The organism is Microbacterium sp. F51-2R, assembly GCF_052180235.1.
Taxonomy (GTDB): domain Bacteria; phylum Actinomycetota; class Actinomycetes; order Actinomycetales; family Microbacteriaceae; genus Microbacterium.
In genome coordinates this window covers 2,967,683-2,983,788 of sequence record NZ_CP197470.1, presented here as the reverse complement: position 1 = coordinate 2,983,788, position 16,106 = coordinate 2,967,683, and the positions used below count along the sequence as shown (strand labels likewise).

The following is a 16,106-nucleotide window of genomic DNA, read 5'->3' as shown; positions in this document are numbered from 1 at the left end:
CGAGAAAGCTCTTGGCCGACGTCCCGTTCACCCTATGGTTGCGGATGTCGGTCTTGCGGCCAGAGCGCGGGTAGCAATCGGGAGAGCATTCGATCGGCGACCGCTTCCCAACTCATTCCATCGAGTCGGGTGATGGCAGCCGCCCCGAGCCTTCGACGCAGCTCTCCGTCCCCAGCGAGTGCAAGTAGGCCATCGTGAATCGAGTCCACCGACTCCGCCTCCACAATCAGACCGGCATCCCCCGCGATTTCAGCAAGCGCACCACGATCGCTGACCAAGCAGGGAAGCCCATATGCAAGCGCCTCCTGTATCACTAGCCCATATGGCTCGTAGCGCGACGGGAGACAGAAGACGTCGGCTTCTCGGTAGGCCGCCCCGATAAGATCGCGATCCGTAATGAACCCGCGCCAGGCGACGCCCGTCGGAAGGGGCGTCGTCGTCGCTTCCGGGCCGATGATCTCGAGAGTCACGTCATCGCGAGATCCTCGAAGGCGTGAGAAGGCCTGGAGAAGCTCTGGTCCGCCCTTGCGATCGAAGTCCTTGCCGATGAAGAGGAATCGTGTGCCATCCGCGGTGCCGGACACCCGCACGGGCGCACGCTCGGGAGCGGTGATGTTTGTGCCCCCTCCGACAGCGACCACGCGATCTGGCGCCTGCCCGTAGAAGTCGATGACCTCGCGAGCAGCGTGTTGTCCGGCGGTCGCGACTAGCAGGGCCTGAGAGAAATACCGGCGCTCCTGAGCCACCCGGGTCTCGTAGGCACGCTCAGACATCCGCCAGTCGGGCCAGAACCGCTGACTCAGAGAGGCTGTGCCATCGATGAACACTACGTACGGCGTGTTCGCTGGCAGGTATGTGTTACGGACGTGAATGACTACATCGGGTCGTTCGATCTGGCGCGCCAATGCGCGATCGCGCTTCCGCGAGCGCGCCCACGTCGCCAGGCGCCCTTTGCGCTTCTGATTTCGCCATGCCGCCTTTTGCGGACGCCAGCTGAGTATCGATAGCGCGTAGGACTCCGCCTTCGTCGGACTGCTGTCGATCAATCCGACGACCTCGATGTCGGGACGTTGCGTGAGTGCATCGAGGAGCCCTCGCGCGACACCCGAGTTCGTCCGCGGACTGGAGGGATCTCCATCCGCAACGATGCAGACTCGCAGTGGGGCCGTCACTTGCGCAACTGCCTGTCAATGACCTCGGCCATATTGCTGGCGACGGACTGAATGCTTGGAATGTCGTTCCGAAGCGCGGGTCGTCCTCGATCCATCGCGCTGATCGACTCCACCGCGAAACCCTTCGGGTCGTCGGCGAGGTACTCGATCTCACCAGGCATTAGGAACTCGACTTCAGGCGCGTGATACCGGTAGGGCGTTGTGTGAATCGGCAGCCCGAGTGCGAGCGCATCGACGGCGACGAGCCCGACTCGCCCCGGCATCCACACAGCGCTGCTCGCGGCGCCGATTCGCGCAAGATCAGAGCCCCTCACATCCCCCACCCGTTGCACCCGCGGATCCCTCTGAGCCAGGGCGTCCACTTGATCGGCCATCGCTCCCTCACCTGCGACGACGAGGCTCATTTCTGGATCGAGCTGTACGGCGTGATCGAAGGCCTCCAACACGAAGTCCAGACGCTTCGTCGAGTCGAGCGCACCGACGAACAGGACCTGGCGACGATTGCCGTGTGCGGTGGCATCTCCGGAGTCGACCGCAGCGTTGTATGCGGACCGAAGCTCAGCGGTATCCGTGCTGTTCCCGATAGCCGTGACCTTGTCGGCCGGCAGCTTCCCCTCCGTGAGCAGGAATTCACGGCCGCCATTGGCATAAGTCATGATGTGGTCCGCCCGACGGGCGAGCGTCCATTCAATGCGATCGCCGAGCCAACTCGAGTCGTTGACATAGGACTTGCCGTGGCCCCAGAGCACAAGGGGCTGGGAGGTGAAGGACTGCCTCCATGCAATGCCGTTGAGCGCGGAGAGCTCTGACACGAGCAGATCCGCGGCGCGGAGCTCCGCTGGCGCGTTTCGCGATTCGACAGACCAGCGGGCAACGCGAATAGCTTTCACATCCAGCGGTCGATGCCAGGCGCCCGAAGCAGAGTCGCGCCGCGTAGCTTGCTCACCTTCCGGCTGACCGGAGTACACGGTTAGCTCGCGGTTCTGCTCCTTGAGCCGCTTCGCGAGTTCGTCGAAGAGGGGCACTCGATACGTCGGGACGTAGGGCTGAGTGAACGCCACCTGCTGATACATGATGATCGGTCCCCTATCGCCGTACCAAGCGGTAGGCATCCATGACATGGCTAGCCGAAGTTGACCAGAGGAAACGCTCACGCGCATAGGCGCGTCCGCGCTCGGCCACCGATCTGGCCCGACTCGGCTCTCGAACGAGGCCCGTGAGCACTTCTCCAAGCTGCCGCGAATCAAGTCGGGTCAGAATTAACGCGCCATGCTGAGCCGCCTCGGGAGCGATGCCGACTTCCTCCGACGCGACTACGCAGCACCCGGCAGCCATGGCTTCGGCTACCGCTACGCCGAAGCTCTCGTCCTCACTAGGCAAGACGAATATGTCAGCGGCAGACAGCAGCTCGGCCCGTCGTCTCGCGTCAACAGGGCCGATGAAGTCAACGCTATCCGCGACGCCCAAGCTCTCGGCCAGACGCACCGGGTCATAGTCGATGTCGTCCCCGATTGGTCCCGCAACCACAAGTCGGGGTCGCCTCGCGGGGTCGATCGTGGCAAGCGCGCGCAGCACGAGGTCGAGGCGCTTCTTCTTTGCAATGCGCCCGAGGAAGAGTGCGCTCATCGCGCCACTGGGTGGGCGATCGAGTTCGAAAAGTCCCTCATCGACGCCTAACGGCAGCTCGAAGCTTGGCGCGCTCACCACCTTTCGGGCGTCGACCCGCTCACGCGGGCTGCTTGTAAGCACCCCTGCCAGTCCCGCGAAACCGAACCGGTCGACGACAGTGTTGTAAAAGCGCTTCTTCGTGCGCCCCTCGCTCATGTGGTAGGCGTCGAAGGCGCCGTGAGGCTCGAGGACATAGGGCACATGTCGTAGCCGTGCGATGATCATGGCGATCGTAGTGGTGAAGCTGTTGACGCTGTGGATATGGAGCACCTGATAGTCACGCGCCAGTCTCCAGAGCGGGCGGATCATGCCGGGTGCGTAATTCCACGAACGAGGCTTGCGGGCCCGAACTACCGTTACTCGTCCGCTCGTCGTGAAGTCTTGGTCAGACGCGTCGATACCTTTGTCGGTGGTTAGTGTGTGAACCTCGACGCCCAACTTCTCCAGCTCAGGCACCAACCCGCGCAAGGTTTCGGAGGGGCCGCCGTCGCGTCGAGCGAACGAAGGTGTGACGTGGAGGACCTTCACGCGTCAGGCCTTCCCGGCGGACTGGAGTTCGCGGTATTTGACCCCGATCTGCCAGTAGTAGGTCGCGAGCGCCGTCGCGTAGTCGAAGCCTGCGCGTCCATCGAGGAAGCCCGCCCGCGCCAGGTACGCGTAGCCGAAGAAGAGCGCCGGCTTGAACGGCACCTGGTCGAAGATCTTGCCCTTGAGGGTGCGCTTGCTCGCGATGTCTTTGCGCAGCTCGTCGTTCATTCGCAGATGCGCCTCCCAATCGGAGTAGCGGTTGTGCCGCGCGAACCAGCTCGATACGGGGTCGCGGTCGTCGTGCACGATGCGGTTCTTGAGCTTGCCGATCGGTGCAATCGCTTCGGGCTGGTAGTGCCCCTCGACCTCGCGGATGCCGGGGGCGTTGAGATCGTCGATCACCGGGAAGCTCGCACGCTCGACGTGGACCAGCGAGCGCTTAGTCACGACGTGGCCGTAACGCAGGTACTTGCCCGCGAAGCGGTAGAGCAGGTTGATGTCGTACGCCCCGTTCTCGGTGCTGTCGAGCAAGGCCTGCAGCCCTGCGAGCTCCTTCACAAGCGACACGGAAGGGAACTCATCGGCGTCGAGGAGGAGGACCCACTTGTTCGCGACCCCCGCATTCTCGAGTGCCCACTGCTTCTTCTTCGGGTACTCGCCGTTCCAGGCGAACTCCACGACGCGGGCGCCGTGAGCTTCGGCGATCTCGACCGTGCGGTCCTCACTCAGCGAGTCGACCACGATCACGTCGTCGAAGTCGCGGAGCTTGTCGAGGGTATTGCCGAGCCCAGCCTCTTCGTTCTTGGTCAGGACGATGACGGAGATCTTCGAGATGAGTGTCACGCTGCTGCTCCTGCGAATCGGTCAGCCACATAGGCGGCCGGGTTGCCACCCCAAACCTCGCCGGCGGGGATCAGTCGGCCGTCAAGGAGCGTCAGAGGGCGAACCAGCGCCGAGCGGCCCACGCGGGTGCCTCCGAGCACGACGCAGCGAGACGTGATCCAGGCGCCGGCCTCGATGTGGATCGGGCGGGTGATGAGCGCCATGTCGCGGCGGTGTGCGTGCGAACCCGTCGTCAAGAAGGTCTCCTGTGAGATGACGACGTCGTTGGCGATATGAATGTGGTCTTGGTTATGAAACCACACGCCTTCGCCGATCCACGACCGATCGCCGATGTGCAGCTTCCAAGGAAATTTCACACGCGTGCGAGGGCGAAATACCACACCTTGGCCGATCTCCGCGCCGAAAACCCGTAGTACTTGGATTCGCAGACCAGAGCTGATCTGCCACGCATTCGTCACAAACAGTAATTCGCAGATCGCCCACAAATAGATGGTCCATTTGGGCCGATCCCACGCCGCGTGCTCTCCCGGGGCCTTCGAAAGGTCTATGACCGGAACGTGTGTCATAACGCTTCCCTTTCCCGTAACCAGACCGAAACGGCATAACCGCTAGCCTCAAACCATGTCGCATCCGTCGCCAATCGTGCTGGCACTCGGATTGAACTACCCCCCTGAGCCGACTGGCATCTCGCCGTATACCGGATCGATGGCTCGGGGCCTAGCTCGCCGAGGCTTCATCACCCGCGTCTTGACGGCGCACCCTCATTATCCCGACTGGAAAGTAAAGCCAGGTTACGGGCAGTGGTCGCGCAGCGAACACCTGGATGGGGTGGCCATCACGCGCCTCAGGCACTACATTCCCGCGGTGCCCAAGGGCCTGCGGCGACTCGCGTCGGAGATCAGCTTCGGGGCGCGGCTGGGCGGGCATCGCTGGAAGGACGTCGACGCCATCGTCGCGGTCTCGCCCGCGCTCGTCTCGTCGGCCCTCGCCGCCGTGCGGGCTCGCGTCACACACCGAAACGTTCCGTTCGTGGTGTGGGTGCAAGACCTCTACACGCTCGGCCTCTCGGAGACCGGGCAGGCCGGCGGCACCGTCGTGAAGCTCATGTCGATGGTCGAGGGGTGGCTGCTTCGGAGCGCTGACCGCGTCGTCGTGATCCACGACCGCTTCGCCACGCGCGTGTCGGAAGACTTCGGCGTGCCCCGCGACCGCATCGAGGTCGTGCGCAACTGGACGCACCTGCCCCCCGCCAAGACGGTCGACGTCGTCGCCACGAGGGCGCAGTTCGGCTGGGCCGACGACGAGGAAGTGGTGCTGCACGCCGGCAACATGGGCGTGAAGCAGGGGCTCGGCAACGTCGTCGACGCGGCGCGCCTGGCCGCCGAGCGCGGCGAGCGCGTACGGTTCGTGCTCCTCGGTGCGGGCTCAGAGCTGCAGCGCCTCAAGGAGGCGGGCAGCGGCATCCCGACCCTGCAGTTCTTGTCGCCGCTCAACGATGCCGACTTCGCCGCCGCTCTCGGGAGCGCCGACTGCCTGCTCGTCAACGAGCTGCCGGGCGTGTCTGAGATGGCCGTGCCGAGCAAGCTCACCTCGTACTTCTCTGCCGGTCGTCCCGTCATCGCCGCCACCGACGTCACGGGCATCACGGCCGAGGAGATCCGCAACGCCGATGCCGGGGTGGTCGTGCCCGCCGGCGACCCCGCGGCTCTGCTCGAGGCTGTGAGCGCGCTCGCGGCCGACCCCGAAGGCTCGCGGCGCCTGGGCGCCAACGGCCGTCATTACCGTTCCACCGTGCTCGATGAAGAGTCGGCAATCGACCAATTCACCGAGATGTTGAGGCGGCTCATCCCCACGGACGACCGCGTCGCAGTCAGCGTGCCGGACACGCTGACCACCTGAGCACGAAAGAAACGGAGCACGGCCTTGGCCAAGCGCGCACTCATCACTGGAATCACCGGACAGGACGGCTCGTACCTCGCGGAGCTGCTGCTCGCGAAGGGCTACGAGGTGCACGGCCTCATCCGCCGCGCATCGACCTTCAACACGTCCCGCATCGACCACCTCTACGTCGACCCGCACGACCCGTCGGCGAAGCTGTTCCTGCACTACGGCGACCTCAGCGACGGGGCCCGCCTCGTCACGCTGATGGCCGAGATCAACCCTGATGAGGTCTACAACCTCGCGGCGCAGTCGCACGTTCGCGTCTCGTTCGACGAGCCCGAGCACACCGCCGACACGACGGGCACCGGGTCGATCCGCCTGCTCGAGGCCGTACGGCTCTCGGGCATCAACACGCGGTTCTACCAGGCGTCGTCGTCGGAGCTGTACGGAGCCACTCCCCCACCGCAGAACGAGAACACGCCGTTCTACCCGCGGTCGCCCTATGCCGCCGCGAAGCTGTACAGCTACTGGATCACGAAGAACTACCGCGAGGCGTACGACCTGTTCGCCGTGAACGGCATCCTCTTCAACCACGAGTCGCCTCGTCGCGGCGAGACGTTCGTGACCCGCAAGATCACGCGCGCTGTAGCCCGCATCCAGGCAGGCGTGCAGAAGGATCTCTACCTCGGCAACCTCGAGTCGATCCGCGACTGGGGCTACGCGGCGGAGTACGTCGAGGGCATGTGGCGCATGCTGCAGGTCGACACGCCCGACGACTACGTGCTGGCGACCGGAATCGGCTACACGATCAAGGACTTCCTCGAGGCATCGTTCGGTCACGTCGGCCTGGAATGGCAGAAGTACGTCAAGTTCGACGAGCGCTACCTGCGCCCGACCGAGGTCGACGCGCTGATTGGCGACTCGACGAAGGCTCAGCAGGAGCTCGGCTGGGTGCCGACGATCGACGGCGCCGCGCTCGCGAAGATCATGGTCGACGCAGACGTGAAGGCCCTCGAGCACGAGGGACGTCCGTGGATCGACCAGGTGTCGCTGGACTCGTGGAAGATCGCCGCGTGACGGCATCGGACGGAGTCGACTACACACCGGGCGAGCTTGACCGTGACGCCACGTTCTACGTGGCGGGGCACCGCGGACTCGTCGGCTCGGCGATCGTGCGCAAGCTCGAGGCATCCGGATTCGAGAACATCGTCGGCAGACCCTCGGCAGAGCTGGATCTGAAGGATCGCGACGCGGTCTTCGCCTACATGGCCGAGATCAAGCCGAAGTACGTCGTGCTGGCCGCCGCGAAGGTCGGCGGGATCCTGGCGAACAGCACGTATCCGGTCGACTTCTTGAGCGATAACATGCGCATCCAGGTGAACGTGCTGGATGCGGCGCTCGCGAACGACGTCGAGCGCGTCGCCTTTCTCGGCTCGTCGTGCATCTATCCCAAGTTCGCCGAGCAGCCGATCCGCGAGGATTCGCTGCTCACGGGACACCTCGAGCCGACGAACGACGCGTATGCGATCGCCAAGATCGCCGGCATCCTGCAGACGCAGGCGGTGCGCCGCCAGTACGGGCTGCCGTGGATCTCGGCGATGCCGACGAACCTGTACGGCCCGAACGACAACTTCTCGCCGAAGGGGTCGCACGTGCTGCCCGCGCTGATCCGGCGCTACGACGAGGCCGCCGCCTCGGGCGCCGAGTCGGTGACGAACTGGGGCACCGGGTCGCCGCGCCGCGAGTTCTTGCACGCGGACGACATGGCTGATGCCGTGCTGCACCTGCTCGAGCACTACGACGGCCCCGAGCAGGTCAACGTGGGCACGGGGTCGGACGTGACGATCCGCGAGATCGCGGAGACGATCGCCGGCGTCGTGGGCTTCGAGGGCGAGACGGCATGGGACACGTCGAAGCCCGACGGCACGCCTCAGAAGCTCCTCGACGTCTCGAAGCTCGCCGAGGCGGGCTGGGCGGCGAAGATCGGGCTGGAAGAGGGTCTCGAGCGCACCGTGGCCTGGTATCGCGACCACGTCGGCGCGCTGCGGCAGTAGCGGTGACTTATCGGCACATCGTGCTGTTCCGCGCGTACGACTACGAGGTGGCGTGGAGGCGCTGGAGCAGCGTGTCACTGCCCGGCCAGATCGGCTCAGGGAGCGACGTGAGCGAGTACCACGCGAAGTCGAGGGCCTCGTTGCGCGGTGCAGGTTCGCCGTCGATCGCGACGAGGAACGACAGGCCGATGGCGTGCTTGCGCGGGTCGATGCCGTGCCCTGGCTCAGGCGAGATCTCGGGCGGAAACCACTGGTACACGTACGACGGCTGGGGGTCGGGCCCCAACACGAGTCCGACTCCGAGAGTGTCGTCGGCATGTCGGCGGAGCGCTCCCGCCACCGTCTCGCCACGCAGAATGCGACCGCCGAGGTGGCACCAGACGCGTCCGAACGGCGACTCGCGCAGGATGAGACCCACCCGTCCGGTGCGCGCATCCACCGGCACGAAATCGACGCACGCGATCGGCATCGAGCCTTCGATGGTGGCGTACAGGTCGGCGGGGAGAAGTGTCATCTCAGTATTCTCTCGGTCCGAGTCGGAGCGTCGCGCACGCGAAACATGGATCTGCTAGAGAGAGATGTCCGTCTTTTCCGGAGTGTTCCCCGCCGCCGACGCCGCCGGCATCCATCCCCTGCACCACACGAGGAGTTCCGTGCGTCTTTCCGTCATCGGATGCGGTTATCTGGGCGCGGTCCACGCCGCCGCCATGGCGTCGATCGGGCATGAGGTCGTCGGCATCGACGTCGACCAGCGCAAGATCGACAGTCTTTCACAGGGCAAGGCCCCCTTCTTCGAACCCGGACTGCAGGAGATCCTCACCGAGGGGATCGCCTCGGGGCGGCTGCGGTTCACGACCGATCTCGCTGAGGCGAAGGGCGCGAAGGTGCACTTCGTCGGCGTCGGCACCCCACAGCAGAAGGACGGGTACGCGGCCGACCTCACCTACGTCAACGCCGCGATCGACGGCCTGCTGCCCTATCTCAGCGAGGGCGACATCGTCGCGGGCAAGTCGACCGTGCCGGTCGGTACGGCGGCCGGTCTCGCGCCTCGCGTCTCGGAGACGGGCGCGACCCTCATCTGGAACCCCGAGTTCCTCCGCGAGGGGTGGGCGGTACAAGACACCGTCGATCCCGACCGCCTGGTGATCGGCATCCCGGATGCGGATGACGAGCAGCTCGTGCAGGTGGTGAAAGACGTCTACCACCCGGCGATCGCGAAGGGCACGCCCTTCATCGTGACCGACTACGCCACGGCCGAGCTCGTGAAGGTCGCGGCGAACGCGTTCCTCGCGACCAAGATCTCGTTCATCAACGCGATGGCCGAGATCGCCGAGGTCACCGGTGCCGACGTGACGCAGCTGGCCGACGCGATCGGCCACGACGCGCGCATCGGCCGCCGCTTCCTCGGCGCGGGCATCGGGTTCGGCGGCGGCTGCCTGCCGAAAGACATCCGCGCCTTCTCGGCCCGGGCCGAAGAACTCGGGCGCGGTGAGTCGGTCAACTTCTTGCGGGAGGTCGACGCCATCAACCTGCGGCGCCGCGACCGTGCCGCGCAGCTCGTGGTCGACGCGTTCGGCGGCTCGGTGTTCAAGAAGAACATCACGGTGCTCGGCGCGGCCTTCAAGCCCCACAGCGACGACATCCGCGACTCGCCCGCGCTCGACGTGGCGATCAAGCTCCGCGGTCTCGGCGCCTGGGTGACCGTGACCGACCCTGAGGCGCTCGAGAACGCCGAGCGTCTGCACCCGCAGCTCAACTACGTCGCCGACCGCGACGAGGCGCTGCGTGGTGCCGACGCGGTGATCGTCGTGACGGAGTGGGACGAGTACCGCCGCCAGCTCGACCCCGAGCACGCCGCGTCGCTCGCAGAGGGCCGCATCATCGTGGACGGGCGCAACTGCCTCGACGCTCCTGCGTGGCGGGCCGCGGGGTGGACGTACTACGGGATGGGCCGGCCCTAGCCCGAGGTCGTTGCTCGTCGCTGCCACCACTCGACGGCGGTGACGAGCAGCAGCCCGATGCATGCGCCGGTGACGTTGGCAACGATGTCCATGACGCTCGGCGTGCGCAGCGAGAGCGCGATGCCCTGCACCGACTCGATCGCGACCGTCGTGACGACGGCGATCGGCACGACGAGGAAGCGCTGGTGCAGGATCAGCGCGAGCAGCACTCCGAGCGGCACGAACAGCAGGATGTTCGCGCCGAACTCGATGCGCGCGTAGGTGAGGATCGGGAAGATCCGCGTGATGACGCCGATCGCGGGGCCCGCGCCGCGATCGACCGGCACCGGCCAGATCGCGATGAGCGTCAGCGCGACGACATATGCGGCGAGGAGAATGTGCGGCACGCGGCTGGGTGCGGACGTCTCCGTGGTGCGCGGTGACGGCTCGGCGGTACCTGGGAGCGGGGGTTTCGGCGGGATGCCGGGCACGGCTTGGTGTTTGGTCGCCGGCGCGTCGGGAGGCAGCGGTGGCTTCGGCGGGATGCCGAGATCGAGCATCGCCCGGTCGATCTCATCCAACGGTCGCGTCTCCATGGCACCTCCTACCTCGGGCGCCGCGACACTGCCGCGCGATCGTGGGCCGAGTGTACCGGACGCCTCTGCGTGACACCCGGGTCACGATCATCGGCTTGACTGGGCGTGTGCCGTCCACCTCCTCCGTTCCCGGGCTGCCGCTCGTCGACGCGGTGGAGCTCGCGGCAGCGTGGGCCGCGGCACTCGCCGAGCGACTCGGCATCCGTCTGCTCGTCATCAAGGGCGACACGCTCGCCCGCCACCGCCTGCGAGACCCTCGCGTGCCGGCCGATGTCGACCTGCTCGTCGAGCCCGCGGCGTTCGAGCGGTACTGCGCGGCGATCGCCGCGGCGGGCTGGACGGAGCGCGCGGTGCCCCGCATCAATCAGCGCGGAGCGCACTCGGTCACGTATCTGCACGACGGGTGGCCGTGCGACATCGACGTGCACCACCGGTACCCCGGGTTCCTCGCTCAGCCCTCGACGGTGTTCGAGGAGCTCTGGAGACGCCGCGACGCGCAGCCGTTCGCGCATGTGCCGGTACCGACGCCGGACCGCGTCTCGAGCCTCGCCGTCATGGCTCTGCATGCGATGCGCGACGGCGCGGTGAACGATCGCCATCGCGCCGAGCTCGACCGGGCACGCAGCGCCGCGCTGACGGACGCGGAACGCGTGGAGCTCGCCGAGCTCGCGCGAACGACGGGATGCGCCGGGCCGCTCCACGATGTGCTGACCGATCTCGGGGTCGACATCGCGGTGGAGGACTCGCCTGAGTTGCGGGAATGGCGAGCGCGCGTGGCGTCGAGCTCGCGGGGCGCGTACCCGTGGCTGCTGCTGTGGCGCGAGGCATCGTGGCGTGAGCGCCCACGGATCCTCTTCCGCGCCCTGTGGCCCACGCGGAGCGACATGCTCGCGGCGCGCCCCGAGACCCCCGACCGCGTCGGGGCGGTGGTCCTGGCGAGGGCGGCGCGGCTCGTGCGCGGCATCCGGGGACTGCCCGTCGGCATTCGCGCTCTGCGGTCACCAGGCGCCGGACCGTCGGTTACGCCGAGGTAAAACTTCGCCAGAGGAGTTGGCGGTGGGAAAACGGCTCCTGCTAGGTTGAAGGCGACGTCGATGCTCCCGAATGGATCGCCGTCGTCAGAGCAGTAGCCGCCACTCGAGGTTGTGGGAATCGCGAGTCGGCGTAAACGTTCCATCGCTCACGCGTTTCCCGATGCGTGAGATGCACGACAACCTCACCCTCCGTCACCCGGCGGGCGGTGTCGCCATTGAGCCTCCTGGGGGAAGACTCATGTCAGACGTTCTGTCGACCGTTCCTGCGTCCGCACCGAAGAACGGCGTCAGCCGCCGTCAGCTCGTCAAGGCCGGCGTCTGGGCCGCGCCCGCCGTCGCCGTCGCGATTGCTGCACCGGCCTCGGCCGTGTCGGTGAGCGGCGCCACTCTGTCAGGCACCCAGCAGGCCGGAGAGGCCGCCCGGACCTGGAACATCACTCTCACTGTCGCGGGCACGACATCACCGAAGTCGTGGAGCGTCCAGGCGATCACGAGTGGGGGGCCCGTCGCGATCACGGGCATACCCGCTGCGATCTCGGCCGCGGGCCCGAGCAACGGCGTCGCCACCCTGACGAACTGGTCGTCGAGTGCGACCGTGTTCTTCCGCCTGACGAACGGCTCGACGATCGTCGACACCAATGCGATCTCGGTGACCTCGCCGGCTCCGACCATCACGCTCGCAAGCGGGCCGACGATCACGAGCAGCACTGGGTCGAACAGGACTGTCGTCTGTACGACGACAGTCGCCCACTCGAGCCAGACGCCCACGGGGACACTGACGTGGAAGCGCGTGCAGGCCAACGGCACCACGACGACGGGCACGTCACAGGCCGTGGTGAGTGGCAGCTTCCCGACCTTCACGATGACGTTCACGTTCGATTTGAGCTCGAACGGGGGGACGAAGACCGCGACCGCCGTCCTCTCGCTCCCCGGCGCGACCCCGGTCAACGTGCCCTCGTTCTCGCTCGGCTGAATCGGGCTGAGCATCACATGGAACTCCGCGATTACCTGCGCATTCTCCGCGCGCACTGGCTCGGCATCCTGCTCCTCACCCTCCTCGGCGTCGCCGCGGCGTGGGGCTGGAGCTCGATGCAGCCGCGCGTGTACACCGCCTCGACGAGCGCGATCGTCGACGCCGCGGCCGGCGCGAGCGATGCCGGCACCCGACTCGTCGGCAACCAGCTCGCCCAGAGCGTCGTGAAGTCGTACATCGACATCGGCTCGTGGCGGTCTGTCGCCGAGTACGTCATCGACGATCTCGACCTCGCCACGACGCCGGAGGCGCTCGTCGGTCGCATCGACGTCACGAACCCGCTCGACACCGTCGTGCTGCGCGTGTCCGCCGATGCCGCCACGCCCGAAGAAGCGCGCGATCTCGCCGAGTCGTGGGTGCGCGGCATGATCCACGAGATCGAGCAGATCGAGGGCTCGGGGACGGATGCCGCGGTCACTGTCGTGCCCGGCGACTCGGCGCGCCTCCCCACGGCGCCGTCGTCGCCCAACACGCGACTCAACCTCATGCTCGGCGCGCTCATCGGCCTCGCCCTCGGCATCGGCTACGCGGTGCTGCGCTACGTGCTCGACCAGCGTGTGCGCGACCCCCGCGACATCGAGCGCGAGACCGGCGTCTCGGTGATCGGCACGCTGCCCGCCTCGCGCGAGCTGTCGGCCGAACGCAAGGTGCTGACCTTCACGGGGCGTGAAGAGTCGGCGACGCCCGTCGCCGAGGCCACGCGCGAGCTGCGCACCAACCTGCGCTTCGTCGACATCGACAACCCGCCGCGGGCGATCGTGGTGACGAGCCCGATCCCCGGCGACGGCAAGTCGACGATCGCGGCGAACCTCGCGGTGAGCATCGCGGCCTCGGGCGAACCGGTCGTGCTGATCGACGCCGACCTCCGCCGCCCCATGATCGCGTCGCTGTTCGGCCTGCCAGAAGGCGCAGGTCTCACCGACGTGCTGACCGACCGAGCCGAACTCGCCGACGTCGCGCACACGCTGCCGATGCGCGAGAACCTCGTGGTGGTGGGCGCGGGCCGCACGCCTCCGAACCCCAGTGAGGTGCTCGGCTCGCAGAAGATGCACGACCTCATCGCAGGTCTCAGCAAGCACGCGTTGGTCATCATCGACTCGCCGCCGCTTCTGCCGGTGACCGATGCCGCGGTGCTCGCCACCAACGCGGACGGCGCCGTCGTCGTCGTCTCGGCGGGCAAGACGACGTACGACATGCTGCACAAGGCGCTCGGCAACCTCGGCAAGGCGCACGCCCGGCCCCTCGGGGTCGTGCTCAACAAGGTGCCCCGCCGCGGCGCCGACGCCACGTACTACGGCTACCAGTACCGCGGCGATTACACCCCCCGGACCGAACCCACCCCCGAGCCCGCCACGGACGCCGGGCGCAAGCACTCGCGTCGCGGAGCGAAGATCGGCGCATAGCGGATGCCCCGACTCGGCGCCCGTCGCCGATTCCTGGCGCCCCATGCCGTCCACCTAGGCTGTCACGCGTGAGCGACAACCCACTGCCTCGCCCGGCCCGGATCGCCGGCAGGGTGTTCATCATCGTGCTGAGCGCGGCGGTGCTGCTCGCCATCGCCGCGCTCGTGTGGCTCGGTGTGAGGGGCGCCCTCGCGGCGAACCACCTGCTCGCAGCGCGCAGCGACGCCCAACAGGTCGTCGAACTCATCGACGATCCGGCGGCGGCCGCCGACGCCATCGCCAAGGTGGCGAACGAGACATCCGCCGCCCGTGAACTCACGAGCGATCCGGTGTGGGCGACCGCCGAGTTCGTCCCTTGGCTCGGACCGCAGCTGGCCGCCGTGTCGACGATGGCGGAGGCCGCCGACGACGTCGCCGGCGACGCCCTCACCCCGCTCACTTCGGTCGCCTCGACGCTGACCCCTGCCGCCATGAAGCCCACCGACGGGCGCATCGAGCTCTCGACGTTCGTCGGTGTGCAGGATGCCGCGGCCCAGGCGGCTGAGGGCATCGGCGCGGCAGCCGACTCGGTCGACCGCATCAACGAGGTTGCGCTGCTCGCGCCGCTTCGCGACGTGGTCGACGAGGTACGCGGCATCCTGAATCAAGCCCGCACCGGCACGGATGCGCTCGCGCGCGCCTCGGTGCTTCTCCCCGCGATGCTCGGGGCCGACGGGCCGCGCGACTACCTCGTGCTCTTCCAGAACAACGCGGAGTGGCGATCACTCGGCGGGATCACCGGTGCGCAGGCGCTCGTGCACACCGACGGCGGTGCGATGCAGCTCGTGCAGCAGGACTACGCCCAGAACTTCCCGCGATTCGATCCCCCCGCACTCGAGCTCGACCCCGAGGTCTCGGCGATCTACGGCCAGAGCCCCGCGACGTGGATGCACAACGTCACCCAGGTGCCCGACTTCACGGTGTCGGGCCCGCTCGCCCGCGCGATGTGGGCGCAGAAGCACGGCGCCGAGGTCGACGGAGTGATCGCGCTCGACCCGGTCGCGCTCTCGTACCTGCTCGAGGCCACCGGCCCGCTGACGCTCTCGACCGGCGACACGCTGACCTCCGAGAACGCCGTGCCACTGCTGCTCAACGAGGTGTACTTCCGCTATCCCGACCCGAAGGCCCAGAACGCCTTCTTCGACGAGGCATCCCGCGCGGTCTTCGAGGCCCTGTCTCGCGGACAGGCCGACCCGGCCAAGCTGATCGCGGCGCTCGGTCGCGCGGGCGATGAGCACCGGCTCTTCCTCTGGAGCGCGCACGAAGACGACCAGTCGGTGCTCGCCGACACGACGCTCGCAGGTGCCCTCCCGCACTCCGACGATCTGGTCTCGACATTCGGCGCATTCGTCAACGACGGCACCGGATCGAAGATGGACTATTACCAGAACCTCGACACTCAAGTGGGGTGGGAACAGTGTTCCGTCGATTCTTCGGGCCGAGTTATAGGTACTGCGGTACTTTCCGTCACAGTAAGCAATAACGCCCCCACGTCTGGACTGCCCGATTACATCACCGGGGGTGGCGCATATGGCGTGTCGCCGGGTTCTGCCAAGACGGTCGGGTATCTCTATCTCCCGGAGGGGTTCGAACTCGCCGACGCGACCATTTCGCCGGAATCAGGGTTCGGTGGCGGTATGCACGACGATCGCCGCGTCCTGAGTTTCGACGTGACGCTCGCTCCGGGAGAAAGCCTTACGGCTACCGTGAAGGCCAAGACGACCGTTCCCAGTGGGGCCGAATTGCGAGTGCAGGCGACGCCGACAGTTAACGCAGATGTAACGCCGCAAGTTGCTCAATGTCTGTGAACGTCCCTACAGTGAGTGAAGGGCATCGCAGCTCGGGGGTTAAGTTCCACGATCCGATCTTGTCGATGTCTTTTTGCTGTACTCCAGTCTGTTCCAACTGATTTCGG

The 16,106-nt window shown here is 66.8% G+C and carries 15 protein-coding genes; 8 read left to right on the top strand and 7 right to left on the bottom strand.

Translation table 11 applies throughout. The annotated features are described in order from the left end of the window. Window positions 1–32 precede the first annotated feature (32 nt). The 5 genes from ACSBPH_RS13080 to ACSBPH_RS13060 form a co-directional block, all read right to left on the bottom strand. Window positions 33–1,046, bottom strand: a complete 1,014-nt coding sequence (locus tag ACSBPH_RS13080; protein WP_442574759.1) for a glycosyltransferase family 4 protein — start codon at window positions 1,044–1,046, stop codon at window positions 33–35. Between the two features lie 122 nt (window positions 1,047–1,168). After that, window positions 1,169–2,245 (bottom strand): glycosyltransferase family 4 protein, encoded by a 1,077-nt coding sequence (locus ACSBPH_RS13075; protein ID WP_442574758.1) that lies wholly within the window; start codon window positions 2,243–2,245, stop codon window positions 1,169–1,171. 13 nt (window positions 2,246–2,258) lie between these two features. Further along, on the bottom strand, window positions 2,259–3,368 hold the full coding sequence (locus ACSBPH_RS13070) for a glycosyltransferase (RefSeq protein WP_442574757.1): 1,110 nt from the start codon (window positions 3,366–3,368) through the stop codon (window positions 2,259–2,261). A 3-nt stretch (window positions 3,369–3,371) separates the two neighbouring features. Further along, on the bottom strand, window positions 3,372–4,211 hold the full coding sequence (locus tag ACSBPH_RS13065; protein WP_442574756.1) for a glycosyltransferase family 2 protein: 840 nt from the start codon (window positions 4,209–4,211) through the stop codon (window positions 3,372–3,374). Continuing rightward, window positions 4,208–4,777 carry an acetyltransferase gene (locus ACSBPH_RS13060; protein ID WP_442574755.1) on the bottom strand — a complete coding sequence of 190 codons (570 nt, stop codon included), beginning with the start codon at window positions 4,775–4,777 and terminating at the stop codon, window positions 4,208–4,210. Before ACSBPH_RS13060 ends, ACSBPH_RS13065 begins: the two co-directional genes overlap by 4 nt. Before the next feature lie 55 nt (window positions 4,778–4,832). On the opposite strand from ACSBPH_RS13060, the gene ACSBPH_RS13055 reads away from it, so the two are divergent. Genes ACSBPH_RS13055 through ACSBPH_RS13045 form a run of 3 tightly spaced genes read left to right on the top strand, consistent with a single transcriptional unit; the run spans window position 4,833 to window position 8,146 of the window. Further along, window positions 4,833–6,110, top strand: coding sequence for a glycosyltransferase (locus ACSBPH_RS13055; RefSeq protein ID WP_442574754.1), 1,278 nt, complete (start codon window positions 4,833–4,835; stop codon window positions 6,108–6,110). A gap of 24 nt (window positions 6,111–6,134) precedes the next feature. Further along, complete coding sequence (gene gmd / locus ACSBPH_RS13050; RefSeq protein WP_442574753.1) at window positions 6,135–7,169, top strand: GDP-mannose 4,6-dehydratase; 1,035 nt, start codon at window positions 6,135–6,137, stop codon at window positions 7,167–7,169. Continuing rightward, window positions 7,166–8,146 (top strand): GDP-L-fucose synthase family protein, encoded by a 981-nt coding sequence (locus ACSBPH_RS13045; RefSeq protein WP_442574752.1) that lies wholly within the window; start codon window positions 7,166–7,168, stop codon window positions 8,144–8,146. The genes gmd and ACSBPH_RS13045 overlap by 4 nt, the downstream gene beginning before the upstream one ends. Window positions 8,147–8,186: 40 nt before the next feature. Here ACSBPH_RS13045 and ACSBPH_RS13040 read toward each other — a convergent pair whose 3' ends face one another. Next, window positions 8,187–8,660, bottom strand: a complete 474-nt coding sequence (locus ACSBPH_RS13040) for a DUF4916 domain-containing protein (RefSeq protein ID WP_442574751.1) — start codon at window positions 8,658–8,660, stop codon at window positions 8,187–8,189. A gap of 139 nt (window positions 8,661–8,799) precedes the next feature. On the opposite strand from ACSBPH_RS13040, the gene ACSBPH_RS13035 reads away from it, so the two are divergent. Next, complete coding sequence (locus ACSBPH_RS13035) at window positions 8,800–10,107, top strand: UDP-glucose dehydrogenase family protein (protein WP_442574750.1); 1,308 nt, start codon at window positions 8,800–8,802, stop codon at window positions 10,105–10,107. On the opposite strand, the gene ACSBPH_RS13030 is transcribed toward ACSBPH_RS13035, so the two are convergent. Further along, window positions 10,104–10,682 carry a VanZ family protein gene (locus ACSBPH_RS13030; RefSeq protein WP_442574749.1) on the bottom strand — a complete coding sequence of 193 codons (579 nt, stop codon included), beginning with the start codon at window positions 10,680–10,682 and terminating at the stop codon, window positions 10,104–10,106. The two genes, ACSBPH_RS13035 and ACSBPH_RS13030, sit on opposite strands and share 4 nt — an antisense overlap. A gap of 107 nt (window positions 10,683–10,789) precedes the next feature. Between ACSBPH_RS13030 and ACSBPH_RS13025 the strand changes: the two genes are divergently transcribed. The 4 genes from ACSBPH_RS13025 (at window position 10,790) to ACSBPH_RS13010 (ending at window position 15,999) form a co-directional block, all read left to right on the top strand. Then, entirely contained in the window at window positions 10,790–11,716 is a 927-nt protein-coding gene (locus ACSBPH_RS13025; protein ID WP_442574748.1) for a nucleotidyltransferase family protein, read from the top strand. A 238-nt stretch (window positions 11,717–11,954) separates the two neighbouring features. Continuing rightward, window positions 11,955–12,689, top strand: coding sequence for a hypothetical protein (locus ACSBPH_RS13020; RefSeq protein ID WP_442574747.1), 735 nt, complete (start codon window positions 11,955–11,957; stop codon window positions 12,687–12,689). Between the two features lie 17 nt (window positions 12,690–12,706). After that, the gene (locus ACSBPH_RS13015) at window positions 12,707–14,152 is read left to right on the top strand and encodes a polysaccharide biosynthesis tyrosine autokinase (protein ID WP_442574746.1); all 1,446 of its coding nucleotides are present in this window, start codon (window positions 12,707–12,709) and stop codon (window positions 14,150–14,152) included. A gap of 68 nt (window positions 14,153–14,220) precedes the next feature. Continuing rightward, window positions 14,221–15,999 carry a DUF4012 domain-containing protein gene (locus tag ACSBPH_RS13010; RefSeq protein ID WP_442574745.1) on the top strand — a complete coding sequence of 593 codons (1,779 nt, stop codon included), beginning with the start codon at window positions 14,221–14,223 and terminating at the stop codon, window positions 15,997–15,999. The last annotated feature ends 107 nt before the right edge of the window (window positions 16,000–16,106 follow it).

Coding starts and splice junctions, on each gene's coding strand:
- ACSBPH_RS13075 (WP_442574758.1), bottom strand. CDS start 2,245: ATGTATCAGCAGGTGGCGTTCACTCAGCCCTACGTCCCGACGTATCGA.
- ACSBPH_RS13060 (WP_442574755.1), bottom strand. CDS start 4,777: ATGACACACGTTCCGGTCATAGACCTTTCGAAGGCCCCGGGAGAGCAC.
- ACSBPH_RS13055 (WP_442574754.1), top strand. CDS start 4,833: ATGTCGCATCCGTCGCCAATCGTGCTGGCACTCGGATTGAACTACCCC.
- ACSBPH_RS13040 (WP_442574751.1), bottom strand. CDS start 8,660: ATGACACTTCTCCCCGCCGACCTGTACGCCACCATCGAAGGCTCGATG.
- ACSBPH_RS13030 (WP_442574749.1), bottom strand. CDS start 10,682: ATGGAGACGCGACCGTTGGATGAGATCGACCGGGCGATGCTCGATCTC.
- ACSBPH_RS13020 (WP_442574747.1), top strand. CDS start 11,955: ATGTCAGACGTTCTGTCGACCGTTCCTGCGTCCGCACCGAAGAACGGC.
- ACSBPH_RS13015 (WP_442574746.1), top strand. CDS start 12,707: ATGGAACTCCGCGATTACCTGCGCATTCTCCGCGCGCACTGGCTCGGC.